Genomic DNA, 16856 nt, shown 5'->3' on the forward strand with positions numbered 1-16856 from the left:
GCTCCCTTGGCAGCAGGAGAAACGACGTGTCCCAGACCAAGTTCAGGCCCTACCACGCGCCCGCGGGCGGCTGGGGATCAGCCTACTCCGTCGCCAATATCCTGCTGCGTGAGCGCGTCTCGCCGGCCGGCATCGGCCTGCTGCTCAAGCAGAACAAACCGATCGACGGCTTCGCCTGCGTCAGCTGCGCCTGGGCCAAGCCGCATCCGTCACGACCACTGTCGTTCTGCGAGAACGGCGCCAAGGCCACCGCCTGGGAAACCACGTCACTGCGCTGCGGCCCGGAATTCTTTGCCAGGCACAGCGTCAGCGAGCTGCTCAACTGGAGCGACTACGACCTCGAGCAGCAGGGCCGGCTGACCCATCCGCTGCGCTACGACGCCGCCAGCGATCACTACCAGCCGGTCAGCTGGGATGAGGCCTTCGCCGAGATCGGCACCGAACTCAAGGCCATGGCCGATCCCGATCAGGTGGTGTTCTACATGTCCGGCCGCGCGGCGCTGGAAACGGCCTACATGTATGGCCTGCTGGCGCGGCTGTACGGCACCAACAACCTGCCGGACAGCTCCAACATGTGTCACGAGAGCACCTCGGTGGCGCTGCCGGAGAGCATCGGCGTGCCGGTGGCGACCGTCACCCTGAACGATTTCGAGCACACCGACGGGCTGTTCTTCTTCGGCCACAACACCGGCACCTCCAGCCCGCGGATGCTGCATCAGCTGCAGGAAGCCCGTGAACGCGGCGCTCAGATCGTCACCTTCAATCCGCTGCGCGAGCGTGGGCTGGAGCGCTTCGTCAATCCGCAGTCGCCGCGCGAGATGCTCACACCGGACAGCACGGTGATCAGCACCCAGTACCACCAGCTCGCCATCGGCGGCGACATGGCCGCCATCGCCGGCATGTGCAAGGCGCTGTTCGCCATGGACGACCAGGCCGTCGCCGAGGGCCGCAAGCGCGTGCTCGATATGGCTTTCATCGAGCAGCACACCCACGGCTTCGAAGCCTTTGAGCAACGCATCCGCAGCTACAGCTGGGCACATCTGGAACGCCGCTCGGGTTTGAGCCGTACCGCCATGGAGGCCGCGGCCACCGTTTATGCCAGCTGTGAACGGGTTATCGCGCCATACGGCATGGGGCTGACCCAGCACCGCTACGGCGTGCAGACCATCCAGATGCTGGTCAATCTGCTGCTGTTGCGCGGCAACATCGGCAAGGAGGGTGCCGGCATCCTGCCAGTGCGTGGCCATTCCAACGTGCAGGGCCAGCGCACCGTCGGCATCACCGAGAAGGCTGCGAAAGTCCCGGCAGACAACCTGCGCCGGCAATTCGGTTTCGAGCCGCCGAGCGAGGATGGCGTGAATACCGTGGAGGCCTGTGAAGGCATTCTCGACGGCAGCATCCGTGGCTTCATCGGCCTGGGCGGCAACTTCGTCCGTGCCATTCCCGACACCCTGCAGATGGAGCCGGCGTGGCGCAAGCTACGGCTGTCGGTACAGGTATCGACCAAGCTCAATCGCAACCACCTGATCACCGGTGAGGTGTCCTATATCCTGCCCTGCCTGGGACGGACCGAGATCGACCGCCAGGCCACCGGCGAGCAGCGCCACACCACCGAAGACAGCACCGGCTGCATCCGCGCCTGGCGCGGCGCCGCCGAGCCCGCTGGCGAACTGTTGCTATCGGAACCGGCGATCATCGCGCGGCTGGCCAAGGCGACGCTGACACCCAACCCGATGCTGGACTGGGATACCTGGGTGGCGGACTACAGCCTGATCCGCGACGCCATTGCCGAGAGTTACCCGGAGATCTTCCACGACTTCAATGTGCGCATGATGGAGCCCGGCGGCTTCCACCGCCCGCTCGGTGCGAGCGAACGACGCTGGGATACCGAGTCGGGCAAGGCCAACTTCATCAATCCGCCATCGCTGTCCGCCGACCCGGATACCGAAGAAAACGGCCACGAGCGGCACGACGTACTGCAGATGATGACGCTGCGCAGCAATGACCAATTCAACACAACCGTCTACGGCTACGACGACCGCTTCCGCGGCATTCATGGCACCCGCGCGGTGATTCTGATGAACCGCAACGACATCGCCCGCCTGGGCCTGGCCGAGAACGATCGCATCGAAGCGATCACCGTGGTCGACGATGGCGTGCATCGCGCAGTCAGCCCGTTGCGGGTGACGCCCTACAACATTCCCGAGGGCTGCTGCGCCGGCTATTACCCGGAATGCAACGCGCTGCTGCCCGTCTGGCACCACGCCGAACGCAGCAAGGTGCCGGCGGCCAAGTCGATCCCGGTGCGCCTGCGCAAGCTGATCGCCGCGGCGGTTGCCGGCGACGTGCCGCGCCAGCCCAGTCGCCCGCAGCGCAGCGAAGAGCCCGGACCGGCCCTGAGCGACTGAGCGCTGCAAAGCAAAGCGCTGTAACACGGCTGTCGATGAACGTCATCGACAGCCGTTGAAAAGCCGCCAGCAGTCCCCCATATCAACCGCATTCGGGCATTCATCGCCCCGCAGTGTGGAGATTTTCCTTTGACCACCATCGTTTCAGTGCGCCGCAACGGCAAAGTCGTCATGGGCGGCGACGGCCAGGTTTCCCTGGGCAACACCGTCATGAAAGGCAACGCCAAGAAGGTCCGCCGCCTCTATCACGGCCAGGTACTGGCGGGCTTCGCCGGTGCCACCGCCGACGCCTTCACCCTCTTCGAACGCTTCGAAGGCCAGCTGGAGAAACATCAGGGCCACCTGGTTCGCGCCGCCGTCGAGCTGGCCAAGGACTGGCGTACCGACCGTTCGCTGAGTCGCTTGGAAGCCATGCTGGCGGTAGCCAACAAGGACGCGTCGCTGATCATCACCGGCAACGGCGACGTGGTGCAGCCCGAGGACGACCTGATCGCCATGGGCTCTGGCGGCGGTTTCGCCCAGGCCGCGGCCAAAGCGTTGCTGCTCAAGGCCGGCGCCGACATGTCGGCCCAGGAAATCGCCGAGACGGCGCTGAACATCGCCGGCAGCATCTGCGTGTTCACCAATCAGAATCTGACCATTGAGGAGCTGGATAGCGCCGTCTGACAGGCCGATTAAAACTGGCTGTGTTGGCAAATACGGTGTGTGTCTTGCCTGCCTCGCCCACGTTTTTCAAGCCGCCTGTTTGGTACCCCGCCCAGCTTCCGGAGTAATGAAGAAATGTCCATGACGCCCCGCGAGATCGTCCACGAACTCAACCGCCACATCATCGGCCAGGACGACGCCAAGCGTGCCGTCGCCATCGCCCTGCGCAACCGCTGGCGGCGCATGCAGCTGCCCGCCGAGCTGCGCCAGGAAGTCACCCCGAAGAACATCCTGATGATTGGCCCCACCGGTGTCGGCAAGACCGAAATCGCCCGCCGTTTGGCCAAGCTGGCCAATGCGCCCTTCCTGAAAGTGGAAGCGACCAAGTTCACCGAGGTCGGCTATGTCGGCCGTGACGTCGAGTCGATCATTCGCGACCTGGCCGACGCCGCGCTGAAGATGCTGCGCGAGCAGGAGGTGCACAAGATGCGCCACCGCGCCGAAGACGCCGCCGAAGAGCGCATCCTCGACGCGCTGCTGCCGCCGGCGCGCCCGGTGGGCTTCTCCGAGGAGCCAATGCAGCCGAGCGATTCCAACACCCGCCAGCTGTTCCGCAAGCGCCTGCGCGAAGGGCAGCTGGACGACAAGGAAATCGACATCGAAGTCGCCGAAAGCCCGGCCGGCGTGGAAATCATGGCTCCGCCCGGCATGGAGGAGATGACCAACCAGCTGCAGAACCTCTTCGCCAACATGGGCAAAGGCAAGAAGAAGAGCCGCAAGCTGAAGATCAAGGAAGCCTTCAAGCTGATCCGCGACGAGGAAGCCGCGCGCCTGGTCAACGAAGAAGACCTCAAGGCACGCGCCCTGGAAGCGGTTGAGCAGAACGGTATCGTCTTCATCGACGAGATCGACAAGGTAGCCAAGCGCGGCAATACCAGCGGCGCCGACGTCTCCCGCGAAGGCGTGCAGCGCGACCTGCTGCCGCTGATCGAAGGCAGCACGGTCAACACCAAGCTGGGCATGGTCAAGACCGACCACATCCTCTTCATCGCGTCCGGCGCCTTCCACCTGTCCAAGCCCAGCGATCTGGTACCGGAACTACAGGGCCGCCTGCCGATCCGCGTCGAGCTCAAGGCGCTGTCACCGCAGGACTTCGAGCGCATCCTCACCGAGCCGCATGCGGCGCTCACCGAGCAGTATCGTGAACTGCTGAAAACCGAGGGCCTGCACATCGAGTTTCTCGAAGACGGCATCAAGCGCATCGCCGAGATCGCCTGGCAGGTCAACGAGAAAACCGAGAACATCGGCGCGCGTCGCCTGCACACGCTGCTCGAGCGGCTGCTGGAAGAGGTTTCCTTCAGTGCTGGCGATATCGCAGCCAAGCAGGACGGCGAAGCGATCCGCATCGACGCTGCCTACGTCAACGAGCACCTCGGCGAACTGGCGCAGGACGAAGACCTGTCGCGCTACATTCTCTAACCGTCGCGGCCGTGGCGATCGCCGCGGCCGGTTTTCCGGAGCGTTGCATGCGCATCCCCACCGCAATCAAGCTGCACAAGGCATCGAAAACGCTGGAGCTGGAGTACGGCGCCGACGAGCGCTACGTGCTGTCCGCCGAGTTCCTGCGTGTGCATTCGCCCTCGGCGGAAGTCCAGGGCCACGGCAATCCGGTGCTGCAAACCGGCAAGCTGAACGTCGGCCTGGAGCAGATCGAGCCGGCCGGCCAGTACGCACTGAAGCTGACCTTCAGCGACGGCCACGACAGCGGCCTGTTTACCTGGGACTATCTGGAACGCCTGGCACTGAATCAGCAAGCGCTGTGGGATGACTATCTCGCGGCGCTGGCGGCCGCTGGCAAGTCACGCGACCCGAACGAATCCGTGGTCAAGCTGATGCTCTGAAAGGCAAACCGTAGGGCGGATCACGCGCCACCGATCCACCGGGTGGCGGCCCACCGGGTGGCGATCCATCGGGTTCAGGTCAATCGAGCAGCGCTGCGCTGGATGTAAAAAGCGACATCCACCCTACGTCCCGCACCTATCGAGGCGCCCGTTAAGCTGGGCGCCAGCTCAGACCAGCGCCTTGTCCAACGCCCGCTCGATCTGGCCCTTGATGCTGCCGCCCATGGCCGAGAGCAGCAGGCCGAGGTTGAGCAGCACCTTGACGCTGTCCTCGTGGACCTCGATGCGCCCGTCCGCGCCGCTGCGCTTGACGGCCAGCACATCGCCCTGCCACTGACAGCTCACGCCGAACTCGCGAGCCAGGCGCGCGGCCAGCTCGTCGGCCTTCTCGCGTGCGGCCTCGCGGCCAAGATTGTGGGTACGCTCGACGATGATCTGGGCCATTACGACTCCTGGCTGCGCCCGAAAAGGCGCGCACTATAGCAAAGCAGCGACGAACGGCGGAGGAAGCCATAGCGTGCCCACAAGAGGCTGCAAGCGCGCACGGCGACTTCCCTTCTCGGCGACCGGCCTCCCCAACCCTGCGACATGTCGCCGCTAGACCTTTTGCCGGCCGCGGCCAGCTCGACGCTTATCAGCCGGCCATTTAGGTTTAGAATGCCGGGCACATTCTTCTCGGCGAAAGTGACATGACCGACCCTCGCAAAGCGCATGACGCAGAACCGACCACCCATTTCGGCTACAAGAACGTGCCGGAAAGCCAGAAGGCGCAGAAGGTGGCCGAGGTGTTCCACTCCGTGGCCGCCAAGTACGACCTGATGAACGACCTGATGTCCGGTGGCGTGCATCGCCTGTGGAAGCGCTTCACCATCGAGCTGTCCGGCGCCCGCCACGGTAACCGCGTGCTGGATATCGCCGGCGGCACCGGTGACCTGACCCGCCAGTTCTCGCGCATCGTCGGCCCTACCGGCGAGGTGGTGCTGGCCGACATCAATGCTTCGATGCTCAAGGTCGGCCGCGACAAGCTGCTGGACAAGGGCGTGGCCGGCAACGTCAAGTTCGTCCAGGCCGATGCCGAGAAGCTGCCCTTCCCGGACAACCACTTCGACGTGGTCACCATCGCTTTCGGCCTGCGCAACGTGACGCACAAGGAAGACGCCATCGCTTCCATGCTGCGCGTGCTGAAGCCGGGCGGCCGTCTGCTGGTACTGGAGTTCTCCAAACCGACCAACCAGCTGTTCTCCAAGGCCTATGACGCCTACTCGTTCAGCCTGTTGCCGATGATGGGCAAGCTGATCACCAACGACGCCGAGAGCTATCGCTACCTGGCCGAGTCGATCCGCATGCACCCGGATCAGGAAACCCTCAAGAGCATGATGGAGACCGCCGGTTTCGAGCGCGTCAGCTATCACAACATGACCGGCGGCATCGTCGCCCTGCACCGCGGCATCAAGCCCTGATGTTGCGCACTGCCCTGCTGGCCGGTGCCGAGCGCGGCATCAATCGCGTCCTGCGCCTGGACCCCACCGCACTGCCGCGACTGGCACGCCTGAACGGCCGGATCATCGAGATCGACTGCACCGCGCCGGCCTGGCGCCTGTTCATTCTCGCCGATAACGAAGGTCTGCGCCTGGCCAGCAACTGGGGCGCGGAGGCCGATTGCCGCCTGCGCGCGCCAGCGAGCAGCCTGCTGCGCCTGGCCGTCAGCCGCAACAAGACCGCGGTGCTGCATGGCCCCGAGGTCGAGATCGACGGTGACAGCGGACTGCTGATGAGCCTCGCCGAAGTGCTGCAGGATCTGGAGCTGGACTGGGAATACGAAGTTTCCCGCTGGCTCGGCCCGGTCGGCGCACAACTGCTCGGTTCCAGCCTGCGTAGCCCTGTGGACTGGGTACGCGACAGCGCCGACTCGCTGCGTCAGGATCTTGCCGACTACCTCAGCGAGGAATCGCGGATGCTGGTCGGCCAGGCCGAAGCCCAGGCGCGTTTCGACGAGCTGGATGACATGAAACTTGCCCTCGACCGACTCGAAGCCCGCATCGAGCGCCTCGCCCTCAACCTGAATCCAGATCGCCTCGAATGAAGCTGTTCGCCGCCGCACGCCGCCTGTTTCGCATCCTGCTGGTGGTGATCCGCTACCGCCTCGATGACATCATTCTCGACCTGCCGATGCCCTGGTGGCTACGCGCGACCAGCTATCTGCTGCCCTGGCGCTGGATTCCACGTCGGCGCAGCGAGCTGTCCCGTGGCGCTCGGCTGCGCCTGGCGCTGGAAGGTCTGGGGCCGATCTTCATCAAGTTCGGGCAGATCCTCTCCACCCGCCGCGATTTGCTGCCGCCGGATATCGCAGAAGAACTGGCGATGCTGCAGGACCGCGTGCCGCCATTCGATTCAGCCGTCGCCACAGCGCTGATCGAGCGCCAACTGGGTGCGTCGGTGGGGGAGATCTTCGCCCGCTTTGACAGCAAGCCGCTGGCCTCCGCCTCGGTGGCTCAGGTGCATGCGGCCAAGCTGCGTTCCGGCGAGGAAGTGGTGGTCAAGGTGGTGCGCCCGAACCTCAAGCCGATCATCAGTCAGGATCTGGCCTGGCTGTTCATGCTGGCCAACAGCGCCGAGCGCATCTCCATCGACGCGCGCCGTCTGCACCTGGTGGAAGTCGTCGACGACTACGCCAAGACCATCTACGACGAGCTGGACCTGTTGCGCGAGGCGGCCAACGCCAGCCAGCTCAAGCGCAATTTCGAAGGCTCGCCGCTGCTCTACGTGCCGCAGATCTACTGGGACTATTGCCGCCCGCAGGTGCTGGTGATGGAGCGCATCTACGGCGTCCCGGTGACCGACATGGCCGGGCTGGCGCGGCAGAACACCGATATGCGCCAGCTCGCCGAGCGCGGCGTGGAGATCTTCTTCACCCAGGTGTTTCGCGACAGCTTCTTCCATGCCGACATGCACCCCGGCAACATCTTCGTCAGCACCCATCAGCCGTGGAGCCCGCAGTACATCGCGGTGGACTTCGGCATCGTCGGCAGCCTGACGCCCGAGGATCAGGACTACCTGGCACGCAACTTGATGGCCTTCTTCAAGCGCGACTACCGCAAGGTCGCGCAGCTGCATATCGATTCGGGCTGGGTGCCGGCGGAAACCAAGGTCAACGAGTTCGAGGCGGCAATCCGCACCGTCTGCGAGCCGATCTTCGAGAAGCCGCTGAAGGACATCTCCTTCGGCCAGCTGCTGGTGCGTCTGTTCCAAGTGGCGCGGCGCTTCAACATGGAAGTGCAACCGCAACTGGTGCTGCTGCAGAAGACTCTGCTCAACATCGAAGGCCTCGGTCGCGAGCTGTACCCGGATCTCGACCTCTGGAGCACCGGGCAGCCTTATCTCGAGCGCTGGATGCGCGAACGCATGAGCCCCAAGCAGCTGATCAAGAATGTGCACGCACAGATCGAGCAACTGCCGCATCTGGCACACATGACCCGCGAGCTGCTCGAGCGTATGTCGCACCCCCATGCGAACAACCCACCGCCGCCCTGGCGCGAGCGCCATCGCGGCTGGCCGCTGCGCCTGATCGGCGCGCTGCTGCTTGGCAGTGGCGCCACACTGGCGGCCAGCGCCGAGAATCTTGCTGCAATCACCGCCTGGCCGGCCTGGGTCATGCTGGTGGCCGGCGTCTTCATCGTGGTACGCCGATAGCCATCGCTGGTGCGGGCTGGCACACTTGGGCGCATTGAGTGGAGAACCGGATGAACTGGCTGGACGAAATCAACTGGAACGCCGACGGCATGGTCCCGGCGATCGCGCAGGACTACCAGAGCGGTCGCGTGCTGATGATGGCCTGGATGAACCGCGAGGCGCTGGCGCTGACCGCGCAGGAAGGCCGCGCCATCTATTGGTCACGTTCGCGTGGCAAGCTGTGGCGCAAGGGCGAGGAGTCCGGGCATGTGCAGCGGCTGCATGAGCTGCGCCTGGATTGCGACGCCGACGTGATCATCCTGATGGTCGAGCAGATCGGCGGCATCGCCTGCCATACTGGCCGGGAAAGCTGCTTCTACCGTGTCTTCGAAAATGGCAGCTGGAAAGTCGTCGAGCCGGTTCTCAAGGACCCGCACGCCATCTATGCGGAGCACAAGCATGAGTGACACCCTGACCCGTCTGGCCGAGGTGCTGGAGGCCCGCAAGGGTGCGGCGCCGGACAGCTCCTACGTTGCCAGCCTGTATCACAAGGGCCTGAACAAGATTCTCGAGAAGGTCGGTGAGGAATCGGTGGAAACCATCCTCGCCGCCAAGGACGCCGCCGTGAGTGGCGACGCCAGCGACCTGATCTACGAAACCGCCGATCTGTGGTTCCACAGCATGGTCATGCTCGCCGCGCTCGGCCAGCACCCGCAGGCAGTGCTGGATGAACTGGATCGACGCTTCGGTCTCTCCGGACACGCGGAAAAAGCCGCGCGTCCGCAAACCTGATTCACATCGGAGATATCACCATGGGTTTTGGCGGCATCAGCATCTGGCAACTCCTGATCATTCTGCTCATCGTCATCATGTTGTTCGGCACCAAGCGCCTCAAGGGCCTGGGCTCCGACCTCGGTGATGCGATCAAGGGCTTCCGCAAATCCATGGGCACCGACGAGGAAAAGCCCGGCGTCGAAGACAAGCAGAACCACACCATCGATGCGCAAGCGCGCAAGGTCGAAGAACCGACCAAGAAAGACTAGTCCCTGGCTTGACGCGGTCACGCAGTGCTGCGCGACCGCTCTCTCTATTGATGTGAGCACGTCCTGATGTTCGATATCGGTTTCACCGAACTGCTACTGGTCGGCCTGGTGGCGCTGATGGTGCTCGGCCCGGAGCGCCTGCCGGGTGCGGTGCGAACCACCGGCCTGTGGGTTGGCAGGCTGAAGCGCAGCTTCAGCAACATCAAGGCCGAAGTGGAGCGCGAAATCGGCGCCGACGAGATCCGTCGCCAACTGCATAACGAGCGCATCCTCGACCTTGAGCGGGAGATGAAGCAGAGCATCATGCCACCAGCGCCATCCAGCCCCTCGACTGCCGCCACGCCGCCAGCGGCGGGCAACGCGACCGAGGTCGCCGCCAGCGCTGGCAGCAGCGCAGCCGACGTCGGCAGCACGCTAGCGCCACCTGCGGAATCGTCTGCCTCCAGCGCCGAAGCCGTGCCCACTCCTCGCCCCGACAGATCACCCGAACCATGAGCCAGTCTTCCATCGACGACCAGGAAATGCCGCTGGTCGCGCATCTGACCGAGCTGCGCAAGCGCCTGCTGCGTTGCGTCGTGGCCATCGCCCTGCTGTTCGGCGGGCTGTTCTATTTCTCGCAGCAGATCTACGCACTGGTCGCCGCACCGCTGCGCGCCTATCTGCCCGAAGGCGCGACGATGATTGCCACTGGCGTCGCCTCGCCCTTCCTGACACCGTTCAAACTGACGCTGATGGTTGCGCTGTTCCTGTCGATGCCGGTAATCCTGCACCAGATCTGGGGCTTCATCGCGCCCGGGCTGTACAAGCACGAAAAGCGCATCGCCGTGCCGCTGCTGGTGTCGAGCATCTTCCTGTTTTACGCCGGCATGGCATTCGCCTACTTCGTGGTGTTCCCGATCATGTTCGGCTTCTTCGCCAGCGTGACACCGGAAGGCGTGGCGATGATGACCGACATCGGCCAATACCTCGACTTCGTGCTTACGCTGTTCTTCGCCTTCGGCGTGGCGTTCGAGATTCCGGTGGCGACGTTCCTGCTGATCTGGGTCGGTATCGTCGATGTCGCCACCCTGCGCAAGAGCCGCCCGTACGTGATCGTTGGCTGCTTCGCCGTCGGCATGGTGCTCACACCGCCCGACGTGTTCTCCCAGGCGCTGCTGGCCGTGCCGATGTGGCTGCTGTTCGAGGCTGGGGTGATCTGCGGCAGCCTGGTGAAGAAACGCGACCCGCATTTCCGCGGCGACGCCGAGGACGAAGCGCCGGAAACCGGTGACCAGCCCCCCGCTCCACGCCCGTGAACCTGCTACTGCTCGAGCAGGCAGACTTCGTCGCCGATGACCATGTTCTGTTGCGTGATCGGCGCCTGACACACCTGCAACAGGTTCATCGCGCGGAAGTCGGCGAGAGCCTCAAGGTCGGCCTGCTTGGCGGCGACATGGGTAGTGGCCGCCTGTTGCGTCTGGATGCCGGCGAAGCGGAACTGCAGGTCAGCTTCGACCAACCGCCACCGGCCAAGCTGCCGCTGACTCTGCTGCTGGCACTTCCGCGGCCGAAAATGCTCCGCCGCGTACTGCAGACCGTCGCGACCATGGGCGTGCCGCAACTGGTGCTGCTGAACAGCTATCGGGTGGAGAAAAGCTTCTGGCAGACGCCCTTCCTTGAACCGGCCGCGATCCATGAACAGCTGATTCTTGGCCTGGAGCAGGCGCGCGACACCGTGCTGCCGGAAGTCATCATCGAAAAGCGCTTCAAGCCCTTCGTTGAGGATCGCCTACCGCAACTCAGCGCGGGCACCCTGGGCCTGGTCGGTCATCCCGGCGACTATCCGCACTGTCCACGCGCTGTCGTTGGGCCTGTCACGCTGGCGATTGGCCCGGAAGGCGGCTGGATTCCCTACGAGGTGGAAAAGCTCGCCGCCGCGGGGCTGCAGCCGGTACAGCTGGGCGAGCGCATCCTGCGCGTCGAGACGGCAGTCAGCGCCCTGCTGGCCAGGCTGTTTTAAGCCCGCGCCATAGCACAGCCAGGCCTTCGTTCGCCGCGCGAGCCATGGCGCCCCGATGAACGTAACGCACCCACCCGGTGCCAGGGAGTCAGAGGCTAAGACTGCTCATGTTTCCGTGCGACCGCACGGGGACTCTGACCTATGCCCTAATCCAATAAAGAGCCGTTCTTGCCATGCGACCATTGACCATAGACATGCACCGTCTGGAGTACGCTCTGGATGGACGCGACAGCGCCGAGTACTACCTGGATCTAGAGAACGGCGAGATCCGCGCCGTCTTCCCGAGCGAGCCAGCACCCGGCGTCATGGAGAAATACGACGTACAGCAGGATCGCTACCTTCACATCGAACCGCTGGAGCTGGCGCAATCGATCGCCATGCGTGAAGCCTTCCTCTTCACCCAGCATGACCCCATCGCCCATGCAGTACTGAGCAATGCGCTCAAGGGCCGCAAGCCGCTACGCACATTCGATTTCAAGCTGGAGGACTTTCCAGAGGTCAGGGAGGCCTGGCTGCACTACCAGACCGTGCAGCTGCGCGAATATGCGGTCACCTGGTTGCGCGATAACGATTTGGAGCCAGTGCCGGTGCGGCACTGACATCCTGATCAGCTTTCGAGGAGAAAGGTCACCGGTCCGTCGTTGACCAGATGCACCTGCATATCGGCGCCGAAACGCCCGCAGGCTACCTGCGGGTGCTGGGCGCGCGCTTGCGCCAGCAGATAGTCATATAGCGCTTCGCCCTGCGCGGGTGGCGCCGCGCTGGAAAAGCTCGGCCGCAAGCCGCTGCGGGTGTCAGCCGCCAGGGTGAACTGGGAAACCAGCAGCAGACCGCCGCCGATATCCTTCAGCGAGCGATTCATCTTGCCCTGCTCGTCGCTGAAGACCCGGTAGTTGAGCAGCTTGTGCAGCAGCTTGTCGGCCCGCGCGTGGTCGTCTTCGCGCTCGACACCGACCAAGACGAGCAAACCCTGGTCGATGGACCCGACAACCTCGCCCGCTACCTCGACGCGTGCCTGGCGCACGCGCTGAATCAGCCCCTTCATTCGGCATCCGCCGGCGGCAGATCGAGCAGACGATGGGCGATCTCGCCGGCAGCACGCACCAGGGCATCGGCAATACCCAGCTCCGCCGCCGAATGCCCGGCATCACGGATGATCTGCAACTCGCTGTTCGGCCACGCCTGATGCAGCGCCCAGGCATTGTCCAACGGGCAGATCGCATCGTAGCGGCCATGCACGATAAAGCCCGGCAGGTGGGCGATCTTCGGCATGTCGCGCAAGAGCTGATCCGGTTCGAGAAAGGCCTGATTGACGAAGTAATGGCATTCGATACGGGCCATCGACAGCGCCCGGTGGGTATCAGCAAAGCGATCGACCACCTGGTTGTTCGGACGCAGCGTCGCGGTACGCCCTTCCCAGCAGGACCAGGCCTTCGCGGCATGCATCTGGGCGATCTGGTCGGTCCCGGTGAGGCGTCGGTGGAACGCCTGCATCAAGTCGTCACGCTCTTCGGGCGGAATCGGTGAGAGGAAATCCTGCCAATAGTCAGGGAACAGCCGACTGGCGCCCTCCTGATAGAACCAGGCGAGATCCTGTGGCCGGCAGAGAAAGATGCCGCGCAGGATCAGGGCGTGCACGTGTTCCGGGTAGGTCTGGGCATAGGCCAGCGAGAGCGTCGAGCCCCAGGAGCCACCGAACAGCACCCATTTGTCGATGCCCAGATGCTCGCGGATACGCTGCATGTCGGCGATCAGATGCGCTGTGGTGTTGTTTTCCAGGCTGGCATGCGGTGTCGAGCGGCCACAGCCGCGCTGATCGAAGGTGATGATGCGGTACAGGCTCGGATCGAAGAAGCGTCGGCTCATGGCGTCACAGCCACCGCCGGGGCCACCGTGGACGAACAGCACGGGCAGACCATCCGGCGACCCACTCTCGTCGACATAGAGCACATGCGGTTCTTCTACCGCCAGCTCGTGCCGGGCGTAGGGTTTGATCTCCGGATACAAGGTCTGCATGGCACACTCCTGATCTGCGGCGGGCCGGCCGGCCCCCATGACGTTAGCGGCATCATAACGAGGTTAACGGAGTTGAGCATGTCAGCATGGAAAATAGCGGTGCTGGCGGTGCTGCTGGCACTCGTCGGCTGCGGTGGCAACACCCCGGAAGCGGCATTGCAGCTGGCGGTGGAGCAGTTGCAGGCAAAGCTGGAGAGCAAGCAGACCGGGGCGCTGATGGAGCTATTGCATGCCGACTTCCAGGCCCAGCGCCAATACGACCGCGAGTGGGCAAGACGCACCGCAACGCTGATGTTCCTGCGTCATCGCAATGTTCGGGTAATCGCCCTCAGCCAGCGCAGCTGGGTCGATCCGACCTATCCTGATCGCGGCCATACCGAGGCGCAGGTAGCGCTCACTGGCGCCGAGGCACTGCTGCCGCAGCAGGCGGGGCATTATCAGGTCAAGCTCGAGTGGCGCCAGGAGCAGGGTGAATGGCAGCTGGCGCGCCTGGAATGGGACTGACAGGCCAGACGATCACTGGCGCCAGAGCAGCTCGCTGGTGTCGTAACCGCGTCGCTCAGCCTCATGGAGCAGACGCTTGCGTGTCGCCTGGTCGACTTCGGTATCGCGTGCCAGCAACCAGAGGTACTTGCGATCCGGGCTGCCGACCAGCGCCGTGCTATAGCCCTCATCCAGATAAAGCACCCAGTAGTGCCCCTTGGTCAGATCGGGAAAGAGCCGGCTGAACCAGTTATCGAAGCGTACCCAGAGCCGGTCGGTGCTGCCGGCTTGCTGCGGCACCGCTTCGCCTTTGGCTTCCTGCCAGTCGCCGTCTTCGGTTTCGCAGCAGTTGGTCACTGCCACGCTGCCGTCGGCCTGCAACTGGTAATGCGCTTCGGAGCGCACGCAATCACGCTGAAAGAACATCGGCAAGCGCGCCAGCTCGTACCAGGTTCCCTGATAGCGCTGGAGGTCCACCTCGCCTACGGTCTCGGGGGGCTGTTCGCGGCTACCACCCACGCATCCGCTCAACAGCGTCAGGCACAGCAGGACCACACTCGCACGCATCGGACTCTCCAAGCTACGTTGATAGCTACTTCAGGCCCTTGCCGGAAAACATCATCACTTGGTCGCCGGCGAACTGGACGCTGATGAAACGGTTCTTCTCACCCCAGGTGCAGCTGGACATACCCAGCGCACCCGCGCATTCAGAGGGCTTACCGAGCAGCTTTTCCACTTCCACCCGTTCCATGCCGGGCTTGAGCTTGGCGAAGTTCTCCTGGGTGACCGGACTGCAGGCAACCAGCAACACGGCGCAGGCAAGCAGAAATGGGGTACGCAATGACATATCGAGCTCCTTGCTTGTTCTAAGGTTCAATGCCCAGCGCAAAGGCGCCACAGGCGTTGCCCGAGTAGTAGCCGACCTCAGAAGGACGAGCCCGGCTGTTCCAGAAATAATTGCTCGGTGTCGCTGGATTCACGACCGAGAATGGCGTTGCGATGGGGGAAGCGGCCGAAGCGCGAGATCACTTCGCGGTGGCGCTCGGCGTAGTCGAGGAAGCCGAGGAACAGCGGCTGTTCCTGCTCATCGGCAATATCACGCAGAGCACTGAAGTGCGCGACCGCCAGGTCCTGCACCGCCAGGTTTTCCGCGTGCTCCAGCACCAGGTAGATGAACACGCGCTGGATCGGCGCCAGCAGCATGTCACCGCCATGCGCCAGGCCGTCGCGAACAAGCTGTTGCGCGCGTTCGTCGCCGGCGAAGGCTCGTGGCGTTTGGCGATGGATCATGCGTGGTAGCTGATCGAGCAGCAGGATCAGCGCCAGCCAACCCTCGGGCAGCTCCGCCCAATCCTGCAGTTCACCGTTCAGCGCCTGCTCGACCAGTTCGCCGAAGCGCTCGCGCGCCTCGGCATCCTGCTGTGCTCGGTAACCGAACCAGAGCTGCTGCTTCTCGGCAGCGATCCCGGTTGCACTGGAGCCCTGGCCGAACCACCAATTCAGCAACTCCTGCCAGGGCGCCTGCATCGATCAGCCCTGATGGTAGCCGGTGACGCGCTCGACTTCTTCCTTCGAGCCGAGGAACACCGGCACCCGCTGGTGCAGCGATTCAGGCTGGATTTCCAGAATACGCTGCGTGCCGTTGGTAGCGGCACCGCCGGCCTGCTCGACGATCATCGCCATCGGATTGGCTTCGTACATCAGGCGCAGCTTGCCGGCCATGGACGGATCGCGGTTGTCGCGCGGGTACATGAACAGCCCGCCGCGGGTGAGGATGCGGTGCACGTCGGCGACCATCGAGGCGATCCAGCGCATGTTGTAGTTCTTGCCCAGCGGGCCTTCCTTGCCAGCCAGCAACTCGCCGACATAGCGCTTGACCGGCTCTTCCCAGTGGCGCTGGTTGGACATGTTGATGGCGAATTCGGCGGTGCTCTGCGGCACGCGCAGGTGCTCGTGGGTCAGCACAAAGCTGCCCAGCTCGCGGTCCAGAGTGAAGCCCATCACGCCGTGACCGAGAGTCAGGATCAGCATGGTCTGCGGACCGTAGATGGCATAACCGGCGGCCACCTGCTCGGTGCCCGGCTGCAGGAAGGCCTCCTCGCCGAGGCTGTCGTTCTGCGAGAAGCACTGGTTGGGGCAACGCAGCACCGAGAAGATGGTGCCGACCGAGACGTTGACGTCGATGTTGCTGGAGCCGTCCAGCGGATCGAAGACCAGCAGATAGGCACCCTTCGGGTACTTGCCGGGAATCTGGTAGGCGTTGTCCATTTCCTCGGAGGCCATGCCGGCCAGGTGGCCGCCCCACTCGTTGGCCTCTAGCAGAATCTCGTTGGACAGGACGTCGAGCTTCTTCTGCACTTCGCCCTGGATGTTCTCGCTGTCGGCGCTGCCGAGTACGCCGCCGAGGGCGCCCTTGGAGACCGCATGGCTGATTTCCTTGCACGCTCGCGCCACGACCTCGATGAGAAAGCGCAGATCAGCAGGCGTGTTGTTACTGCGAGTCTGCTCGATGAGGTAGCGGCTGAGGGTTACGCGTGACATGGAAATGACTCCGGAGGAAGGATAAACCCGCGCAGTTTAGCAGGCCGTAGGAAAACTAACTCCCCTCAGACCGGTCGCGCCCCCACAGAGTTCAGCGCAGCGGCAACCAGTTTGCCAGCACCGGTGGCGCTGCGTGCAGAGTGACCGCGCG

General features: G+C 64.0%; 22 protein-coding genes. 15 read left to right on the forward strand and 7 right to left on the reverse strand.

Features of this window, described 5'->3' with window-relative positions:
• Positions 1-26 precede the first annotated feature (26 nt).
• The 4 genes from BHD08_RS12590 to BHD08_RS12605 all read left to right on the forward strand — a co-directional run bounded on the left by BHD08_RS12590 (position 27) and on the right by BHD08_RS12605 (position 4954).
• Positions 27-2408: an FdhF/YdeP family oxidoreductase gene (locus tag BHD08_RS12590; protein WP_125022652.1), complete on the forward strand. Its 2382-nt coding sequence runs from the start codon at positions 27-29 to the stop codon at positions 2406-2408.
• Positions 2409-2537: 129 nt separating this feature from the next.
• Positions 2538-3074, forward strand: a complete 537-nt coding sequence (hslV, locus tag BHD08_RS12595) for an ATP-dependent protease subunit HslV (protein WP_011911583.1) — start codon at positions 2538-2540, stop codon at positions 3072-3074.
• Between the two features lie 114 nt (positions 3075-3188).
• The gene (gene hslU / locus BHD08_RS12600; RefSeq protein WP_125022655.1) at positions 3189-4532 is read left to right on the forward strand and encodes an ATP-dependent protease ATPase subunit HslU; all 1344 of its coding nucleotides are present in this window, start codon (positions 3189-3191) and stop codon (positions 4530-4532) included.
• A 47-nt stretch (positions 4533-4579) separates the two neighbouring features.
• Positions 4580-4954 carry a gamma-butyrobetaine hydroxylase-like domain-containing protein gene (locus BHD08_RS12605; RefSeq protein WP_015278589.1) on the forward strand — a complete coding sequence of 125 codons (375 nt, stop codon included), beginning with the start codon at positions 4580-4582 and terminating at the stop codon, positions 4952-4954.
• Positions 4955-5122: 168 nt separating this feature from the next.
• Here the strand turns inward: BHD08_RS12605 and BHD08_RS12610 are convergent, their stop codons facing one another.
• On the reverse strand, positions 5123-5398 hold the full coding sequence (locus tag BHD08_RS12610) for a polyhydroxyalkanoic acid system family protein (RefSeq protein WP_125022657.1): 276 nt from the start codon (positions 5396-5398) through the stop codon (positions 5123-5125).
• Between the two features lie 245 nt (positions 5399-5643).
• Here BHD08_RS12610 and ubiE point away from each other — a divergent pair, with 245 nt between their 5' ends.
• From ubiE to BHD08_RS12660, 10 genes are all read left to right on the forward strand, one after another.
• Positions 5644-6414 (forward strand): bifunctional demethylmenaquinone methyltransferase/2-methoxy-6-polyprenyl-1,4-benzoquinol methylase UbiE, encoded by a 771-nt coding sequence (ubiE, locus tag BHD08_RS12615; protein ID WP_015278591.1) that lies wholly within the window; start codon positions 5644-5646, stop codon positions 6412-6414.
• Complete coding sequence (locus tag BHD08_RS12620) at positions 6414-7037, forward strand: SCP2 domain-containing protein (RefSeq protein ID WP_125022659.1); 624 nt, start codon at positions 6414-6416, stop codon at positions 7035-7037. Before ubiE ends, BHD08_RS12620 begins: the two co-directional genes overlap by 1 nt.
• Positions 7034-8644 carry a ubiquinone biosynthesis regulatory protein kinase UbiB gene (ubiB, locus tag BHD08_RS12625; protein ID WP_125022661.1) on the forward strand — a complete coding sequence of 537 codons (1611 nt, stop codon included), beginning with the start codon at positions 7034-7036 and terminating at the stop codon, positions 8642-8644. Before BHD08_RS12620 ends, ubiB begins: the two co-directional genes overlap by 4 nt.
• Positions 8645-8694: 50 nt before the next feature.
• On the forward strand, positions 8695-9090 hold the full coding sequence (gene hisI / locus BHD08_RS12630) for a phosphoribosyl-AMP cyclohydrolase (RefSeq protein ID WP_015278594.1): 396 nt from the start codon (positions 8695-8697) through the stop codon (positions 9088-9090).
• Positions 9083-9415 carry a phosphoribosyl-ATP diphosphatase gene (locus tag BHD08_RS12635; RefSeq protein ID WP_015278595.1) on the forward strand — a complete coding sequence of 111 codons (333 nt, stop codon included), beginning with the start codon at positions 9083-9085 and terminating at the stop codon, positions 9413-9415. The genes hisI and BHD08_RS12635 overlap by 8 nt, the downstream gene beginning before the upstream one ends.
• A gap of 20 nt (positions 9416-9435) precedes the next feature.
• A complete protein-coding gene (gene tatA / locus BHD08_RS12640; protein WP_015278596.1) occupies positions 9436-9666 on the forward strand; it encodes a twin-arginine translocase TatA/TatE family subunit in 231 nt (76 codons plus the stop codon).
• Between the two features lie 66 nt (positions 9667-9732).
• Positions 9733-10161, forward strand: a complete 429-nt coding sequence (tatB, locus tag BHD08_RS12645) for a Sec-independent protein translocase protein TatB (RefSeq protein WP_015278597.1) — start codon at positions 9733-9735, stop codon at positions 10159-10161.
• Positions 10158-10961, forward strand: coding sequence for a twin-arginine translocase subunit TatC (gene tatC / locus BHD08_RS12650; protein ID WP_015278598.1), 804 nt, complete (start codon positions 10158-10160; stop codon positions 10959-10961). Before tatB ends, tatC begins: the two co-directional genes overlap by 4 nt.
• A complete protein-coding gene (locus BHD08_RS12655; protein WP_015278599.1) occupies positions 10958-11665 on the forward strand; it encodes a 16S rRNA (uracil(1498)-N(3))-methyltransferase in 708 nt (235 codons plus the stop codon). Before tatC ends, BHD08_RS12655 begins: the two co-directional genes overlap by 4 nt.
• A gap of 173 nt (positions 11666-11838) precedes the next feature.
• A complete protein-coding gene (locus BHD08_RS12660) occupies positions 11839-12264 on the forward strand; it encodes a UPF0158 family protein (protein WP_015278600.1) in 426 nt (141 codons plus the stop codon).
• 8 nt (positions 12265-12272) lie between these two features.
• On the opposite strand, the gene dtd is transcribed toward BHD08_RS12660, so the two are convergent.
• Positions 12273-12710, reverse strand: coding sequence for a D-aminoacyl-tRNA deacylase (dtd, locus tag BHD08_RS12665; protein WP_015278601.1), 438 nt, complete (start codon positions 12708-12710; stop codon positions 12273-12275).
• On the reverse strand, positions 12707-13681 hold the full coding sequence (pip, locus tag BHD08_RS12670; protein ID WP_125022663.1) for a prolyl aminopeptidase: 975 nt from the start codon (positions 13679-13681) through the stop codon (positions 12707-12709). Before pip ends, dtd begins: the two co-directional genes overlap by 4 nt.
• 78 nt (positions 13682-13759) lie before the next feature.
• On the opposite strand from pip, the gene BHD08_RS12675 reads away from it, so the two are divergent.
• Positions 13760-14185 carry a hypothetical protein gene (locus BHD08_RS12675; RefSeq protein ID WP_125022665.1) on the forward strand — a complete coding sequence of 142 codons (426 nt, stop codon included), beginning with the start codon at positions 13760-13762 and terminating at the stop codon, positions 14183-14185.
• 12 nt (positions 14186-14197) lie between these two features.
• Here BHD08_RS12675 and BHD08_RS12680 read toward each other — a convergent pair whose 3' ends face one another.
• The 4 genes from BHD08_RS12680 to BHD08_RS12695 form a co-directional block, all read right to left on the reverse strand.
• Positions 14198-14731, reverse strand: a complete 534-nt coding sequence (locus tag BHD08_RS12680; protein ID WP_125022667.1) for a lipocalin family protein — start codon at positions 14729-14731, stop codon at positions 14198-14200.
• A 25-nt stretch (positions 14732-14756) separates the two neighbouring features.
• Positions 14757-15011, reverse strand: coding sequence for an outer membrane protein assembly factor BamE (bamE, locus tag BHD08_RS12685; protein WP_015278605.1), 255 nt, complete (start codon positions 15009-15011; stop codon positions 14757-14759).
• 77 nt (positions 15012-15088) lie between these two features.
• A complete protein-coding gene (locus BHD08_RS12690) occupies positions 15089-15691 on the reverse strand; it encodes a DUF924 family protein (protein WP_015278606.1) in 603 nt (200 codons plus the stop codon).
• Positions 15692-15694: 3 nt separating this feature from the next.
• Positions 15695-16705, reverse strand: coding sequence for a class 1 fructose-bisphosphatase (locus BHD08_RS12695; RefSeq protein WP_015278607.1), 1011 nt, complete (start codon positions 16703-16705; stop codon positions 15695-15697).
• Positions 16706-16856 lie beyond the last annotated feature (151 nt).

The sequence above is a fragment of the Pseudomonas sp. SCT genome (assembly GCF_003864275.1).
Taxonomy (GTDB): Bacteria; Pseudomonadota; Gammaproteobacteria; order Pseudomonadales; family Pseudomonadaceae; genus Stutzerimonas; species Stutzerimonas stutzeri_AE.

Excerpts from the sequence above, each read along its gene's own strand:
- hslU (WP_125022655.1), top strand. The coding sequence starts at position 3,189 with ATGTCCATGACGCCCCGCGAGATCGTCCACGAACTCAACCGCCACATC.
- BHD08_RS12605 (WP_015278589.1), top strand. The coding sequence starts at position 4,580 with ATGCGCATCCCCACCGCAATCAAGCTGCACAAGGCATCGAAAACGCTG.
- BHD08_RS12610 (WP_125022657.1), bottom strand. The coding sequence starts at position 5,398 with ATGGCCCAGATCATCGTCGAGCGTACCCACAATCTTGGCCGCGAGGCC.
- ubiE (WP_015278591.1), top strand. The coding sequence starts at position 5,644 with ATGACCGACCCTCGCAAAGCGCATGACGCAGAACCGACCACCCATTTC.
- BHD08_RS12620 (WP_125022659.1), top strand. The coding sequence starts at position 6,414 with ATGTTGCGCACTGCCCTGCTGGCCGGTGCCGAGCGCGGCATCAATCGC.
- ubiB (WP_125022661.1), top strand. The coding sequence starts at position 7,034 with ATGAAGCTGTTCGCCGCCGCACGCCGCCTGTTTCGCATCCTGCTGGTG.
- hisI (WP_015278594.1), top strand. The coding sequence starts at position 8,695 with ATGAACTGGCTGGACGAAATCAACTGGAACGCCGACGGCATGGTCCCG.
- BHD08_RS12635 (WP_015278595.1), top strand. The coding sequence starts at position 9,083 with ATGAGTGACACCCTGACCCGTCTGGCCGAGGTGCTGGAGGCCCGCAAG.
- tatA (WP_015278596.1), top strand. The coding sequence starts at position 9,436 with ATGGGTTTTGGCGGCATCAGCATCTGGCAACTCCTGATCATTCTGCTC.
- tatB (WP_015278597.1), top strand. The coding sequence starts at position 9,733 with ATGTTCGATATCGGTTTCACCGAACTGCTACTGGTCGGCCTGGTGGCG.
- tatC (WP_015278598.1), top strand. The coding sequence starts at position 10,158 with ATGAGCCAGTCTTCCATCGACGACCAGGAAATGCCGCTGGTCGCGCAT.
- BHD08_RS12660 (WP_015278600.1), top strand. The coding sequence starts at position 11,839 with ATGCGACCATTGACCATAGACATGCACCGTCTGGAGTACGCTCTGGAT.
- dtd (WP_015278601.1), bottom strand. The coding sequence starts at position 12,710 with ATGAAGGGGCTGATTCAGCGCGTGCGCCAGGCACGCGTCGAGGTAGCG.
- pip (WP_125022663.1), bottom strand. The coding sequence starts at position 13,681 with ATGCAGACCTTGTATCCGGAGATCAAACCCTACGCCCGGCACGAGCTG.
- BHD08_RS12675 (WP_125022665.1), top strand. The coding sequence starts at position 13,760 with ATGTCAGCATGGAAAATAGCGGTGCTGGCGGTGCTGCTGGCACTCGTC.
- BHD08_RS12680 (WP_125022667.1), bottom strand. The coding sequence starts at position 14,731 with ATGCGTGCGAGTGTGGTCCTGCTGTGCCTGACGCTGTTGAGCGGATGC.
- bamE (WP_015278605.1), bottom strand. The coding sequence starts at position 15,011 with ATGTCATTGCGTACCCCATTTCTGCTTGCCTGCGCCGTGTTGCTGGTT.
- BHD08_RS12690 (WP_015278606.1), bottom strand. The coding sequence starts at position 15,691 with ATGCAGGCGCCCTGGCAGGAGTTGCTGAATTGGTGGTTCGGCCAGGGC.
- BHD08_RS12695 (WP_015278607.1), bottom strand. The coding sequence starts at position 16,705 with ATGTCACGCGTAACCCTCAGCCGCTACCTCATCGAGCAGACTCGCAGT.